Origin of the sequence: Echinicola sp. 20G (assembly GCF_015533855.1) — a bacterium.
Taxonomy (GTDB): Bacteria; Bacteroidota; Bacteroidia; order Cytophagales; family Cyclobacteriaceae; genus Echinicola.
In genome coordinates this window covers 4,552,722-4,567,651 of the sequence record NZ_AP024154.1, presented here as the reverse complement: position 1 = coordinate 4,567,651, position 14,930 = coordinate 4,552,722, and the positions used below count along the sequence as shown (strand labels likewise).

Genomic DNA, 14,930 nt, shown 5'->3' with positions numbered 1-14,930 from the left:
ATGAAACTTACCATGAAAAAATATATATATACAGGTCTTCTTAGCAGTATGTTTGTGATGGGGACTGGCTGTTCAGGATTTTTGGATGAAGAGGATCCATCCAACTTGACACCTGAGAGTTTTTACACCATTCCTGACCATGCTGAAGCAGCGATAGCCTCCGTGTATGATAACTCAAGGTTTTACGGAGATGGAGCTGGTATCTTCTCTTCCAACTGGCAATTATTGGAAGCACCTACAGGGACTTCTACTACAGAAACCGCCCAAAACTCTGATTTGAACAATCTCTATTCCCTTACTTGGGATGGAAATACTGGTCATGTCAAAAACTGGTGGAGAGGCATATATCGATTGATTGCACAGGCAAACTTGGTTTTGGACAAGGTTCCGGGAATTACTCCAATGGATGAAGCACAGAAGACAAAAATCCTAGGTGAGGCAAGGTTCTTCAGGGCTTGGGCTTATTTCTATGCCGTTAGACTTTGGGGAGATGTCCCATTGGTGCTTACTCCACAAACTGCCACTTCAGAGGACTTTTTCCCTATTCGTGAAACACAGGAAAATGTCTATGCTCAAATTATTGAAGATTTGAAAATAGCAGAAAGTGCTGGTTTGGGTTGGATGAATTCCAGTGGAAGGATCTCTACTGCAGCAGCTAAAGGTTTGCTTGCCAAGGTTTACCTAACCATGGCTGGTTACCCACTGAATAAGGGTAGCGAATATTATCAGTTGGCTGCTAGCAAAGCAAAGGAGATCATTGATAATCCGAGTGAAATAGGGCTTTTTGATACTTATTACGAAGTTCATGATGAAAGCCTTGGGAACACCAAAGAGCATCTGTTCAGCATTCAATATAACGACCTAGTGGCAGGTAACCCAATGGGCAATATGTTCCCTAACTTTAAGCCAGTTTCTTATCGTGGTCCATCTGGCACAGGAAGTACCGTGCCTACTCGTTCGTTCTTCGAATCGTACGAAGCAGGTGACAAAAGGACAACCGATCAAGAAGGCTATTTCTATACTACCTATTATACCAATGGCAATGGAGAACCCTTTGATTTAGGTGCACCTTATATTTTCAAACACTTCAACATTACCGCCAATGGCAGTCCGGGAGTGGCTGGAACAGCCAAGGACAACCTTAATGTGCCGATGTTACGTTATGCCGAAGTTTTGCTAATTTATGCTGAGGCTCAAAATGAAATAGGAAATGGGCCAAACGTTGATGCTTATAATGCCTTGAAATCCATTAGGGATAGGGCGGAATTGACAACTGCTGCTATGGGAACTTTTGACCAGAATAGTTTCCGCGAAGCTGTGTGGAGAGAAAGATGGTATGAGTTCTGTTATGAAGGGATCACTTGGTTTGATATGGTACGTCTCCGCAAAGTATTCAACGAAACCACTAAAGGGTTTGATGACTTTGTAGGACATACCAATTTAAGTTCAGACCAGACCTTGCAGGAGAAGCATTACTTGTTTCCTCTTCCAATACCAGAAATGCAGAACAATCCGAATCTTACTCCTCAGAACCCAGGATATCCCGGCCCAGCAGGTAGTTAATTAGAGAATAGAAAAAGAGTTTGAATTGTATTCAATATCTATAATCCCTCAGAAGAGTCAAATGGCCTTTTCTGAGGGATTATGTTTTTCAAGTTTATTATTGAAAGGTTCAGTTTAAAGATTTACTTCCATTATAAAATAATTGGTAAGGTAGCTTGGTGTAGATTTAAAATGGTATTTTAGAAAGTTCATAAAAAGAGCAAATATTGCTCATTTATAAAATGAAGATAACTCTTTTAATTTTTCTAGGAGTATTTATTGGGCTAGGAAGTCAATCTGTTCTTGCTCAAGACGCGCAAAATGACACGGATCAAAAGGTGATTTTTATTCCTTTGGATGACAGGCCTCCTTGCTTGCAGTTTCCAGTACGAATGGCAGAGATAGCATCCACCACTTTAATCACTCCGCCTATGGGCTTGTTGGGAAATTTGCAATCACCTGGTAAATCTGACGAAATTATTTCCTGGCTATTAGCTCAAGATTATACTGATGTAAAAGCGGTGATTATTGCAGCGGATATGGTGGCATATGGCGGATTAGTGGCGAGTAGGGTTCAGAAGGTTGATCAAGCTATTGCTTTGGAAAGGCTCAAAGTGCTGGAAGCAATAAAGAAACTAGCACCAACTGTACCAGTTTATGTCCAAAGTGTCATCATGCGTTTGGCCCCGACTGCTGATGGAAAAAATGAAAGGTATAGAGAAGCATTGGCCAAGTGGGCTGAGATTTCTGTAAAAGAGGATGAAAGTTCAAAAAAAGATATTTCTGAATTGGAAAAGGTCATCCCTTTGAAGGCCTTAAATGACTATCAGGAAGCTAGGAAAAGGAATCTTAGTGTCAATAAATTAATGATTAACTATGTTAAACATGGGCTCATAGATTACATGATCCTATCTCAGGATGATGCAAAGCCTGAGGGTGTCCATGTAAAGGAAAAGCAAGGCCTTTTAGCAGATATAAAGCAGGCTCAATTAGAAGATAAGATCATTGTCCAAGCTGGAACAGATGAGGTGGCTATGTTGCTTTTGGCCAGAATGATCAATGAAAGTACTGGGACTTTTCCAAAGATCAAACCTGTCTATTCTTCCCAAAGTATGTCGGAAGAAATCATGCCTTTTGAGGATCGTCCTTTAAATATTACGGTTTCCAGTCATATTAAAGCAGTAGGAGGAGTTCCGGTAAGCGATGAAGAGGAGGCAGATTTGTTTTATTATGTTTATACTTCTAGAAAAATAGATGGAGCATCGGAGGCATTTGTAAAAGAAATAGATCAAGCACTTCAACAAGGTAAGCGTTTGATCATTGCTGATATTGATCCCGTGGGAGATGTGCAAGGAGGGTCAGGGAGTTTCACGAGCATGCTAGAGGAAATGGGTTGTATGGATAAAGTGTATGGTTATGCATCATGGAATACTCCGGGCAATACCATTGGGACAGCGCTGCCTCAGGCTATCTTGTACTTTAATGGATTAAAGTTGGCCAATTCAGATAAGCAGGAAACCATGAAGGTTAAAAAGTCCCAATATTGGTTTACCCTACATCGCATGATCAATGACTATTACTATAATAACCTTATTCGAAGTGATTTAAATAGGTATTTTAACCAAGAGGGAAAAAGCTCAACTTTGGGTACTGAAGAAGTCGTCAGGAAAATGGAGGAAATGGCTAAAGAATCAATTGAGGATGAATTGGCGCATTTAGAAAAAGTGTTTTTTGGAAAGGATCTATCCTACACAATCCAACAAATTGAATTTTCACTTCCTTGGAAAAGAACTTTTGAGGCTTATATAGATTTCAAATTGGTTCAGCCTAATACCGTGAACCTAGAATAAAAATTTTGTTTTCCTTTAATAGTTTGGGCTCTAACTGCAAATTACTGACTAATAGTCAAGCTCTGCTTAACAATGTATACAGGAGTTATGGATGTTAATTTTAACTGCACTTAGGTTAATTGAAGTCTAATAATTACCTTGATTAAATATAGTGCAAAAGGACTATTTCTTCTTTTGCTATGTAAATCTTATTGACCTAATATTTATTGTATGAAATTATTTAAAGTATTGTTGATAGGGCTCACAACAATGTTTGTTTCAAATGGACTTAAAGCCCAGAGTAAGCAGTTTGCTGATGGGTGGGAATATGTTGGAATTGCTGTCAGTGAGCCCGAGTATACAGTATGGGGAACTTCTCCTGTAATGGATCAGGAAGGAAAAGTCCATCTTTTTGTGGCCAGGTGGAAAGGGACTACCGTGGAGCCGGGATGGCGGTCTGGAAGTGAAATAGCCCATTATGTAGGAGAGGGGCCGGAAGGGCCGTTTGTTTTTTCGGATGTGGCTATTGCAGGAACCGGTCTGGATACATGGGATAGGTTTGGTGCCCATAACCCTGCCATCCATTTTATAAATGGTAAATACGTATTATTATACATTGCCAATGATAATCCCAAACCGCCCATACATCCATCCAACCAAAAGATAGGAATGGCAGTTTCAGAAAGTCCTTATGGACCCTGGAAAAAAGTGAACAAGGATGGGTTGATATTGGACGTCCCCAAAAATCCTGATTATTGGAACCATAAAGCCACAAACGGGGTGAACAACCCCGCGCTTTTGAAGCACCCCAATGGGGGCTATTTTTTATATTTTAAATCTGAGAAAGCCAGAATGGGACTTGCAGTATCGGAAAATTTGGAAGGTCCTTATGTTCAACTTCCTTTTCCTGTAACCTCTAATGAATCGAATATTGAAGATGGTTATGCTTTTATGCATGAAGGTAAATTTGCCTTGCTGACGACGGATAACCATGGGATAATCGAAGAAGGAGGTGGTCTGTTGTGGCTATCTGATGATGGGATTACTTTCGAGAAATATGAAAAAGGATTTCATCGAATCAATGCCTATCTCCCAATAGACATGTCGAAAGTGGCTGTTCACTATGGCCCCAAAAATCGTCCATATGCCAAGTTTGAGCGTCCTCAGCTGCTGATGGTTGAAGGGAAGCCACAGTACCTTTATTTGCCCTCAGGTACTAATGTGTTTGGCGGAGACTATACGGTAAGTTATATCCTAAAATCAAAAGAGTAAAGTGTTTGAAAGCTGAAGGTATCGTTTATTTATGGTTCCAAAGTTTTTTGATACACTTTATCAATAAAATAACCAAAAAATGCTGCATAAAATATTAATGATTCTTATGTTCTTTGGGGGACTTGTTTCATGTAATAAACCCATGGATAATTTCCGAATTGTCTCCCCTAATAAAGAACTGTCACTGGATATAAAGTTGGTTGAAAATAAGCTGAACTACCGAATTGACCAAAATGGGGAGGAAAGAATTGGGTTTTCTGAATTAGAAATTTTTTCCAATGGGAATGTGTCCATCTTGGGGGCAGAGGAAATTGAAAAAGATGATAAATGGAATCCAGTTTGGGGGCAGCAGAGCAACATCCGGGATCATTTCAGGGAACTTCAATTAGCTGTTGATTTTGATGGAGTAAGAGGTAAACTGCTTGCCAGGGTTTATGACCAGGGAGTGGCTTTTCGGGTGGTTTTAGATGAGGGAGAAAAACCAACAGAGGGAATATTTAAACTTACTTATAATTTTGCATTAGAAAGCAATTATTTTTTTCCAAAAGGGGAAACAGAACCTGTGGGCCCAGTGGACTTTGAAGGGGTGAATGATATTTTGGAACAGAAAAAAGGAAAAAATATCAGTGTACCACTTGTGGTGGAATCTTCCGGTAAATCCTTTATTGCTCTATTAGAATCTGATCTATTTGCATCTCAAGGCATAGATCCTATGCATCTGGGGATAGCAGACACCAAAGGAAAGTTTGAGTCGGTAAACAAAGTAGCACTAAATGAAAACGAGTGGACCAGTCCCTGGAGGGTAATCCTTTTGGGTACATCTGCAGGGGATTTGGTGACCAGTACAGTTCCTGTAAATCTGGCCACACCGTCTAAACTGGAAAATACGGATTGGATAAAGCCAGGTAAGACTTTATGGGACTGGCGTGTTCATGGTTATACTGCTCCAGATGGTTTCGTTTACAACATCAATACCGAAAGCTATTTCCGTTTTATTGATTTTGCTGCAGAAAAAGGGATAGAATATTTTCTTATTGATGATTCCTGGTACAAACACGCCAGTGCTGGTCATTTTGAGTTGTCGGATAAGCTGGACCTGGAGAAAGTGATTGATTACGCAGCAGAAAAGGAAGTAGATCTAATGCTGTATTACGATAGAAGGCATGGTGAGTATGGGGACGATGCCCTTTTCCCTTATTACAAGTCTTTGGGAATGAAAGGCATCAAGTACGGATTTATGGGCAGTGATGTGGAGTTTACTAGAGGAGCGATCCAAAAAAGTGCAGAAAGCAAATTATTAATTGATTTTCATGATGGCCCGGTGCCCTTTACCGGTATCCGACGTACCTATCCCAACGCGATTACCCGGGAATATTGCCATGCACAGCAGGATTCACGCCGTGCCTTTACGCCTGAGTCCTTTATCAAAATGGCGCTGATCAATGCCATTACAGGTCCGTTGGATATGAACAACGGCAATTTTGATTTAACAGGTATCAACAATGGCTTGCGCCAAAAAGGACCCAGAGAAAAGCATTCTTATTTATCAACGGTAGCATCTGAAGCCGCCCGTACCTTGATTGTTTTCAGTGGCCTGGTTTGTATTCCAGATGCACCGGAAGCCTATGACGCTAAGTCGGATCTGTTTGAATTTATCCAAAAATTACCTGTGGGTAAATGGGATGAAAGTCGGGTACTTCATTCCAGTATCGGTGAGTATATCAGTACTGCAAGGAGACAGGGAAATGAGTGGTTTATCGGCAGTGTCTATAACCAGCAGGGAGGAACGCTGGAGATCATACTTGACTTCTTGGAAGCAGGTCAGGAATATGAGGTGACTTTTTATGAGGACACAGAAGAAACCCATTGCAAAACCAATCCTGAAGCCTATCAGGTGAGGAAGGGTACAGTGAAAAAAGGCGATATCATAAAAGCGGTAATGGCTCCAGGAGGAGGACATTGCATGTGGATCAGGCCATTCAAGTAAACGTTAAATTGGACGAATAATTTGAGGAGAGGAATCAAACTATCGTATTGGCAGAAACACTTAATTTATTAGTTTCTGTAAATTTTTATTTTCTATTTTTGAGGGAAAATTAATTAGGATTGAATTTTTAAAATTGTCATGATAAAGAACATTTATATTTTAATTTTATCTAGTTTATTATTTTTTTCTTGTAATACAGGAATGGAAGACCAGCCTAAATTTACAGGCAGCATAAGTGGAACCATTTTTAATGAATACGATCAATATATAAATGATTTTAAGGTATCTATTAAATCAGAAAATGGAGACATTTTACCTGATACAATAACCCAAAGCAGTTTTGACTTTAGGAAATTACCCATTGGTTCTCATGTTTTGATGGTCGAGGCCGAGAATTACATTACAGCTATCGAAGAAGTCAACGTAGAAACAGATCTGGTTACGGATGTTGAAATTGTTATGAAAGTAGGGAATCAAACTATGGCAGTTTCAGATTCATTATTTTATGTCAGCGCGCCTGCAGATTCAATAAAAATCAGTTTGCTATCCAACAGTGACTGGGCTTTAAAATCACAAAATGAGTGGTTAGAAGCCTCGACTATTGAAGGAGGAGGAAATGGGGATGTTTATGTTAAGTGGAAGTCTAACCCATTAGACAAAATAAGGGAGGGTAAAATACTGGCGAAAGCTGGAAATTTGACTAAAACAATTAAAGTGATTCAGGACTATGATCCTACAATATTAAGTACTAAGGGTATTCCCGGTAATCATGTAAACCAAATACCTGATTCGGTCAGAATTAATTTTGACAAAAATATCAAGATTATTGGTGTAAAGAGTCATTATGACTATTGCCAAACGGAGATGAAGTCAAGTAGCAATGATTTGAAGAATGAAGTTTCATTTTCATATGGCTGCGCAAGACTTGGAGCCACGTATGATTTTACAGTAACCGTACAGGATTCATTGGGTAGAAATACCAATCATGAGTTTAGTGTTGATTTTTTTGATGATGATTTGGCTATTGATGGACATATTAATGAACACTTTATAGATGAGGTAAACAAAAGTTATTGGGTTTTTACAGATAGTCCAAATAGGGTTTATCAAATTTCAACTGAAACTTTTAAAATTAAACAGTTTATAGATGTCCCTTTCAATCTTAACGGTTTTTCTATTAATCCATATAATAATCGTATCTATATTTATAGTAGTTATAGCCCAGAAATTTATATCTATGCTATCAATGGTGGGCAATTAATTAAAAAAGTAACAGTTCCCAAAAACTCTTGGGATCATCCCCAGCATCCCCATATCAATCCAAGGGAAATAAAATTTTCAAAAAATGGAGTAGGAATAATACTTGCAGTAGCTACCGGAATGAGCGGGAATACAATTAAAGTTATTGATTCAAGAGATAATGATAGGGTTTATAATCCTCCGTCATTTTTTGAATATTATAACGGATTTAGAGAATACATTAACCAAGATGTCGAAAGTTTGGAAACCAATTACGACCTTTCAAAAATATACCTTGCCGGAAGGCATATTGATGATGTATTATGGTTTAATCCATATACATTGAATTTTGAAAGTTTTAACGTTGAGGTTAGTACAGATGACTTTTTTACAAGTAGAAGGGATAACTTTATATTGAATTATTTTATATCTGAGTTGTCTTTAATAAATCCGGAAACGGGAGTTGAAATTAAATCCCAGATCAATGGCCGGTCAACTGAGTCTGCTGATTTTAGTTATAAGGATAACAGCAGTATGGTCTTATATACCAAAACCTCTGAGTCGAAAGTTGTTGTCATTGATTTTTCTAGTCTATCTAAGAAAACAAGTATTGATGCACCTTATTATTTAGGAGGGTTAATGGCTACACTTGATGGCGAATTTTTGATCGCTAATAATCCATCAAGTAATTATGACCCCGGAACAACAAAGTTTACCTCACATATTTATCGATTTTCTACGAAAATTTTTAGATAAACTTTCACAAACTAGATGAAATATGTTCCTATCTAAAGAATTTTTAATGCATGTTTACAGAAGGAATCATTATTTTGGAGTTTCTTCTGCACAACCATTTTGTACCGCAATATGTAAATGTTCTAATAGGTACAAATGAGTGATTGATAGGGTACAAAAGTATCAAAAAATAAGAAACAATAACAAATAAAAATGGCTGTAAAAATTAAATTTACAGCCATTTTGTTTCGTATTATTGTATTTATTGGTCTCAATCGCTAGTGAAAACTATGCACTTTCAGTGCAAGACTTTCAGTTTAGGATAAATTTTTCAATATTGGAAAATGGGATCAATCAATCGTCGAGGAAACCATACAGTCAGTTGGTTGACAGTCCACATAGTTTGGGTTACCAAGTATCGTTATCCGGTACTACGAGGAGATGTTCAACGGCGCAGTAGGGATTTGCTGAAACAAATATGTGATGCAGAAGATGTTAGGATTCTTCAGGGCGTAATAAGTAATGATCATGTTCACATGCATATTGAATATAGCCCGAAACATTCCATTAGCGACTTGGTAAAGCGTATGAAGGGTCGAACTTCACGACGTCTTCAATCGGATTATCCAGAATTAAGCAAACGCTATTGGGGTCGCCATTTTTGGGCTATTGGTTATGGTGCTTGGAGTACAGGCAATATAACTGATAAGATGGTTGAGGAGTATTTAGAACATCATCGAGACATCTCGAATACTGACGATCAGGATAATTTTATCCTGGAGTAAGTATCAGAATTTCATTCTTGAACAAACCTATGCACTTCTAGTGCATAGTGGTTTAGTTAGGTTTATTTTCTGTTTTTACTTTCCGATACAAAACTTACTAAAAATATTCGCTAGCAAATCATCTGTAGTGATCTCACCGGTTATCTCTCCTAAGAAATGAAGGGATCGACGGATATCCATGGCCATAAAGTCATTGGTGATTTGATTGTCGATACCGCTTAAGACATCCAACAAAGATTCACGGGTTTTTACCAATGAGTCGTAATGGCGGATATTGGTTACTACGGTATTTCCTGTCTTGAACTTGTCCAGGTTCACAAGCTCTAGGATTTTGTCGCGAAGTATATCCAAATGCTCTTTCTGTCCAGCTGATATAAAAATAGTGTCAGGATGTTTTTCTTTTAACTCACTGATAAACTGTTGATTGGATTTATCTATCTTATTGGCTACTTTAACAAAAGGGACACCGAGATTTTCAAGCTTATTGATATCTCTGTTGATCTCAATCATGTCCGTATCTGATAGGTCAAACAAATAAAGAATCAATGAAGCTGTTTTCATCTTCTCTTGGGTGCGGCTTACCCCAATGGCTTCAATGGTGTCAGTGGTTTCCCGCAAACCGGCTGTATCAATGAACCTAAAAATTACACCACCAATATTGATTTCATCTTCGATAAAGTCTCGGGTGGTACCGGCAATGTCAGATACAATGGCTTTTTCCTCATTGAGTAGGGCATTGAGTAGGGTGGACTTTCCGGCATTTGGCTTACCTGCAATTACAGTAGGTACACCATTTTTAATTACATTGCCCAAATCAAAACTGGAGATCAGCTGTTCTACTACTCGTAGTAATTTCTCTACCAAATTTTGCAAATCTTCACGGCTGGCAAATTCCACATCTTCTTCTGCAAAGTCCAGTTCCAACTCTATCATGGAGGCAAAGTGGATCAGCTTATCCCGAAGCTCTTTAATTTCTCCACTAAATCCACCGCGCATTTGATGTAGGGCTGCTTGGTGAGACGCTTCTGAGTCAGAATGAATTAGATCAGCAACAGCTTCTGCTTGGGCCAGGTCAAATTGCCCATTGAGAAATGCCCTTTGGGTAAACTCTCCAGGCTTTGCAGGTCTGGCTCCCTTTCTGATGAAAAGCTTGATCACCTGATTGATGATGTAAGAGGAACCGTGTGTAGAGATTTCTACCACATTTTCTTTCGTAAAGGACTTTGGGGCAATAAACAAAGACACCAATACCTCATCAATGACTTTTTCACCATCACGGATGGTTCCAAAATGGATAGTGTGGGAATTCTGTTTTTCAAGGTCCTTTCCGGCAAAAACCTCATTGGTCAGCTTGATGGCCTCTTTGCCAGAAAGTCTAATGACCGCTATAGCGCCAACTCCTTGGGGAGTGGCCAGCGCAATGATTGTATCTTCTTTTTCGGTAATGGAAAAAGCCATTTTTGATTGGTTAAATTCTAAATATAAGATGCAAGATAAAAAATGGGCGCTAGATAATCGGAATTTAGGACTTGATATTAATCATATAGCAATGAGTATTGAATTTCAAAACTCTCTACTCAAGATTATGGAATCCTTATTTCCCTGTAAATTTTTCAATTGTCGCTACTAGATCTTTAAGAAAAGCTTCTGGCTCCCTATAGCCGGGTAGTTGGGTAATGTTTTCCATAGCTGCATCCATAATCACAAAGTTAGGGTAGGAACTTACCCTCATAGCCCGGGCCATGCTTTCTTCAGTATATTCTTTGCCCCTGAATTCAAACTTTTTCTTACTGTTTTCTGCGTCCAATTTGACAGCATAGAAATTTTCATTAATGTATTTGATGACTCCTTCATCCGTAAAAGTTTCCTTGTCCATTTTTTTACACCAACCACACCAGTCTGTATAGACATCGATGATCAGCATTTTAGGATTATCTTGATTCATGGTTGTTGCCTCATCAAAGCTGAGCCACTGTATTTTAGTCTTTTGGGCATATACACTCGACCCTACAATCATCAAAAAAACCAGTGTAAGTATTCTTTTCATTTTATTCATAATTACTTGCTAAACTACGTATTTTCAGTCTTAGTTCATTACGGAAAATTTCATGAAGAGTTTATCGAAATATTTTCAGCAATTTTCTTTTGCATGAAGGAGTGACATAAAATTCGGAATCTCCATACCTTTTGCATAATATTAGTAGGTAATAAGATTAAGTAATGAAGTATCTATGCAAAAAATAATAATTCCCACATTCATAAGGGTACTTTTTGTACTCCTGCTGATCATCACTATAGTTTTTATTCTGATTTTGGGTAAAAAATTATTGGTTCCCTTGATGATGGCAGGAATGCTTTCCATCTTATTGACACCAATATGTACCTGGCTGGAAAGGAGAAAGGTTCCCGGAACATTGAGTGTTTTACTGGCGTGGTTGGGAGGAATGCTTTTTCTGGGCGGAATCATTGCGCTTATCGTTATCCAAATAAAAGGAGTAAGTCAAGATTTGGAAAATGTCAGCCAACATATGAATGAGTGGTTGGCTGATGTTGATATATTTTTTTCTGATAGTCTAGGATATGAATTGGGTTTAGAAGATGGTTTTGAACTTTCTCAGTTTTTGAAGATTTTTCAACAGGGCAATCAAAGCCTACCCATGGTTTTGGTCAATACCATTGGCTCTCTAAGCGGCCTGATACTTACTCCTGTTTTCGTGTTTTTTATGCTGATTTACCGACACCATTTGGCTGATTTTATGGCCCATTTGTTTAAAAATCAAAATCCAAGAAAGGTAAGGCTGGAAATTTTTCGAATCAGAAGAATGGTTCAGGGTTACATTATCGGATTAATGAAAGTAATGGCGATTCTAGCAGTGCTGAACACGACTGCTTTGTATTTTCTAGGGGTTAAGCATGCCCTGTTTTTTGGTCTTTTTGCGGCTTTGCTTAATATAATTCCATACTTAGGGCCTTTCTTGGGAGCTATTTTGCCTTTTTTCTACTCGTTTCTTACATCAGACTCAATGGTGTCTCCATTCTTCATTATTGTCTTGTTTGCCATTATCCAATTAATTGAAAGTAACTTTCTTACCCCAAAGATTGTAGGCTCTAATGTCAACCTCAACCCTTTTATCACTTTTTTGGGACTGTTGGTGGGAGGAGCTATTTGGGGAATAGCAGGGATGATCTTGATTATTCCCACCTTAGCCATTTTAAGAAGGATTTTCGAATTGGATAGCGGTACCATGCCATTTGCCAAATTACTAGGAGAAGACCAAAGCCATTTGAAAAGGTCAAAGGAAAATTCACCGGAGAAAAACTAGCTCAAAATTGTCCTTATAAGGACTTTTTAGATGGAAATATTGGAAGCTTTTATTTTTGAAAGCTTCTTTTTGATGGCTGGAATTTGTTTGCGGTTTAAGATTACACTAAGAAAGAAAAAGAACCCTGCGACAGTAGCCATGGCACCAGCAATAGAGCTATTGAGGAAGAAGGCCAAGTAATACCCTAGTAAAGAGGATAATATCCCTAATATAATGGTCAGTTGGATCAAGCGTTTAAGATTTTTGGTCCAAAGGAAAGCAGTTGCTGGCGGAACGACCATCAATGCCACAACCAAAATGGCTCCAACAGCCTCAAAGGAACTTACTGTGGTATAGGACACCATCCCCATTAAGCCATAATTAACCCCAACGGTGGATAAGCCGATAGTGGCAGCAAACTCTTTGTCAAAAGTGCTGATCTTTAATTCCTTGAAAAACAAATAAATAAAAAGGCTCACCAAGGCCAGATTGATCAATGATAGGTAGGTTACCCTTGGTCCCATAATAGTTCCTGATCCAGTAATCCACAGATCGATGGGCACGTAGGCAATTTCCCCATACAACACACAGTCTTGGTCCAGGTCAATTTGATTGGCCAAGAAAGTGATCATAATAATTCCGATGGCAAAAAGGGAAGTAAAGGTAATCCCAATAGAAGCATCCGACTGGAGTTTTACCTTATTGCTGAGGTATTCAATGAATACTGTAGCGATAATTCCAACCAATCCTGCGCCAATGACCATGGCCAAGCCATGTCGGCTTCCTGAAATCATAAAAGCTATCACGATTCCCGGTAGGACAGCGTGTGAAATGGCATCACCGGTCATGGCCATTTTGCGAAGCATCAGAAACACGCCCAACAATCCACATGATATGGCTATCATGGATCCTGTACTAATAATTAGAAATGCGTTTGGGTCAAAACTCATGATTTATCTTGGTCTCTAGGAATGATGGATTGATGGGGATCTGCTTGCGGGAAATTGAGGTTTTTGTCTAGCTTTTGTTCCAATTCAGGCGTAATAATGTGCTCCAGTTTTTCGGCACTATCATGTACATGATCAGGAGCTATATTCATATATTCTGTCATGTACAGCTCCCATAACCTATGAAGTCTAACAATACGTTTGGCTTCTGTTAATCCTTTTTTTGTTAATGATATATTTCCTTGATTATCAATTATATATTTTTTGTCTATTAATCTATTAATTGAATACTGTGTTTTAAAAGATTTACCAGGGAAATTATTGAAAATGGATTCAATGGAAAGGTCTGTTTTGCCTTTTTCCCGAGCGCCAAACAGTGCCTTAAGAATGTGGTCTGAATGGATCTTTCTTTGGTAGTTTCTTCTGGCTATCCATTTGGTGAGAATTCCTTTTTTGATGGAGAAGAAAAAAGATAGAAAAGCAATCAATGAAAGTACAATGACTACCCAAGGGCCGGTGGGCATGTGGGGGAGTACAAACGAAATGTAAGCACCCGTGATTCCGGATACCAAAGAAAAGGAAACAGCGATCCAAAGCATCTTGTCCAATCGGTCTGTCCAGAATTTGGCAGCCGCCGCTGGAGTAATCAGAAGTGCTGCCATCAACACCACACCTATAGCCTGAATACCTGTAACCACGGCCAAAACCATCAATGAATTGAAAAGAAATTCCAGACGTTTAACAGGCAGGCCAACACTTTCTGCAAAGGATCGGTTAAAGACCATTACTTTAAATTCCTTGTAGAAGAATAGGATTGATAGAATGATTGCCAAGGCAAGAAATCCATAAACCCAAAGGTCTTTTCTGACTATGGATATGGCGTTTCCAAAAATAAAATGATCCAAGCCAGATAGGGAAGCATTGCCAGTTTGTTGCAGCTGGGTCATCATGACTATCCCTACACCAAAGAAAATAGAGAGAACGGATGCAATCACCGTATCTTCTTTGAGTTTGGTGTAATTGGAAATCCAAGTAATGGCATAGGTACACAGGCCACCAGTAAAAAATGCTCCAGAGACAATCCAGAAGGGGTTTTTGTTTCCGGAAAACATAAATGCCAGACACACCCCGGGCAAAACTGCATGGGAAATGGCATCACCCACCAGTGCCTTTTTGTCTAAGAAGGTAAACGTACCTACCATGGCCGCACTGATGGACAGCAGTGAAATGCCAATGACAACCATCAGCACATTGGGATCTTGAAAAGAAAAGAAGTACAAGAAATCTTCCAT

At 38.8% G+C, this 14,930-nt stretch carries 11 protein-coding genes; 7 read left to right on the top strand and 4 right to left on the bottom strand.

The window, feature by feature from the left end:
* The 6 genes from JL001_RS18515 to tnpA all read left to right on the top strand — a co-directional run bounded on the left by JL001_RS18515 (position 1) and on the right by tnpA (position 9,389).
* The gene (locus JL001_RS18515; protein ID WP_200978887.1) at positions 1-1,563 is read left to right on the top strand and encodes a RagB/SusD family nutrient uptake outer membrane protein; all 1,563 of its coding nucleotides are present in this window, start codon (positions 1-3) and stop codon (positions 1,561-1,563) included.
* Positions 1,564-1,784: 221 nt separating this feature from the next.
* Positions 1,785-3,392: a DUF4127 family protein gene (locus JL001_RS18510; protein ID WP_200978885.1), complete on the top strand. Its 1,608-nt coding sequence runs from the start codon at positions 1,785-1,787 to the stop codon at positions 3,390-3,392.
* 210 nt (positions 3,393-3,602) lie between these two features.
* Complete coding sequence (locus JL001_RS18505) at positions 3,603-4,643, top strand: glycoside hydrolase family protein (protein ID WP_200978883.1); 1,041 nt, start codon at positions 3,603-3,605, stop codon at positions 4,641-4,643.
* 142 nt (positions 4,644-4,785) lie between these two features.
* On the top strand, positions 4,786-6,630 hold the full coding sequence (locus JL001_RS18500) for a glycoside hydrolase family 97 protein (protein ID WP_200978881.1): 1,845 nt from the start codon (positions 4,786-4,788) through the stop codon (positions 6,628-6,630).
* Between the two features lie 138 nt (positions 6,631-6,768).
* Complete coding sequence (locus JL001_RS18495; protein WP_200978871.1) at positions 6,769-8,625, top strand: hypothetical protein; 1,857 nt, start codon at positions 6,769-6,771, stop codon at positions 8,623-8,625.
* 323 nt (positions 8,626-8,948) lie between these two features.
* A complete protein-coding gene (tnpA, locus tag JL001_RS18490; protein ID WP_200978869.1) occupies positions 8,949-9,389 on the top strand; it encodes an IS200/IS605 family transposase in 441 nt (146 codons plus the stop codon).
* Between the two features lie 75 nt (positions 9,390-9,464).
* Here the strand turns inward: tnpA and mnmE are convergent, their stop codons facing one another.
* On the bottom strand, positions 9,465-10,847 hold the full coding sequence (gene mnmE / locus JL001_RS18485; protein ID WP_200978867.1) for a tRNA uridine-5-carboxymethylaminomethyl(34) synthesis GTPase MnmE: 1,383 nt from the start codon (positions 10,845-10,847) through the stop codon (positions 9,465-9,467).
* Positions 10,848-10,983: 136 nt separating this feature from the next.
* Positions 10,984-11,436, bottom strand: a complete 453-nt coding sequence (locus tag JL001_RS18480; RefSeq protein WP_200978865.1) for a thioredoxin fold domain-containing protein — start codon at positions 11,434-11,436, stop codon at positions 10,984-10,986.
* 184 nt (positions 11,437-11,620) lie between these two features.
* Here JL001_RS18480 and JL001_RS18475 point away from each other — a divergent pair, with 184 nt between their 5' ends.
* A complete protein-coding gene (locus JL001_RS18475; RefSeq protein ID WP_200978863.1) occupies positions 11,621-12,712 on the top strand; it encodes an AI-2E family transporter in 1,092 nt (363 codons plus the stop codon).
* A 26-nt stretch (positions 12,713-12,738) separates the two neighbouring features.
* On the opposite strand, the gene JL001_RS18470 is transcribed toward JL001_RS18475, so the two are convergent.
* A complete protein-coding gene (locus JL001_RS18470; protein ID WP_200978862.1) occupies positions 12,739-13,641 on the bottom strand; it encodes a metal ABC transporter permease in 903 nt (300 codons plus the stop codon).
* Positions 13,638-14,930 (bottom strand): iron chelate uptake ABC transporter family permease subunit, encoded by a 1,293-nt coding sequence (locus tag JL001_RS18465; protein WP_200978861.1) that lies wholly within the window; start codon positions 14,928-14,930, stop codon positions 13,638-13,640. The genes JL001_RS18470 and JL001_RS18465 overlap by 4 nt, the downstream gene beginning before the upstream one ends.

What these genes read in the sequence shown, in the direction of transcription:
- JL001_RS18515 (WP_200978887.1), top strand. Translation starts at nt 1, where the DNA reads ATGAAACTTACCATGAAAAAATATATATATACAGGTCTTCTTAGCAGT.
- JL001_RS18510 (WP_200978885.1), top strand. Translation starts at nt 1,785, where the DNA reads ATGAAGATAACTCTTTTAATTTTTCTAGGAGTATTTATTGGGCTAGGA.
- JL001_RS18505 (WP_200978883.1), top strand. Translation starts at nt 3,603, where the DNA reads ATGAAATTATTTAAAGTATTGTTGATAGGGCTCACAACAATGTTTGTT.
- JL001_RS18500 (WP_200978881.1), top strand. Translation starts at nt 4,786, where the DNA reads ATGGATAATTTCCGAATTGTCTCCCCTAATAAAGAACTGTCACTGGAT.
- JL001_RS18495 (WP_200978871.1), top strand. Translation starts at nt 6,769, where the DNA reads ATGATAAAGAACATTTATATTTTAATTTTATCTAGTTTATTATTTTTT.
- tnpA (WP_200978869.1), top strand. Translation starts at nt 8,949, where the DNA reads ATGGGATCAATCAATCGTCGAGGAAACCATACAGTCAGTTGGTTGACA.
- mnmE (WP_200978867.1), bottom strand. Translation starts at nt 10,847, where the DNA reads ATGGCTTTTTCCATTACCGAAAAAGAAGATACAATCATTGCGCTGGCC.
- JL001_RS18480 (WP_200978865.1), bottom strand. Translation starts at nt 11,436, where the DNA reads ATGAAAAGAATACTTACACTGGTTTTTTTGATGATTGTAGGGTCGAGT.
- JL001_RS18475 (WP_200978863.1), top strand. Translation starts at nt 11,621, where the DNA reads ATGCAAAAAATAATAATTCCCACATTCATAAGGGTACTTTTTGTACTC.
- JL001_RS18470 (WP_200978862.1), bottom strand. Translation starts at nt 13,641, where the DNA reads ATGAGTTTTGACCCAAACGCATTTCTAATTATTAGTACAGGATCCATG.
- JL001_RS18465 (WP_200978861.1), bottom strand. Translation starts at nt 14,930, where the DNA reads ATGGAAGATTTCTTGTACTTCTTTTCTTTTCAAGATCCCAATGTGCTG.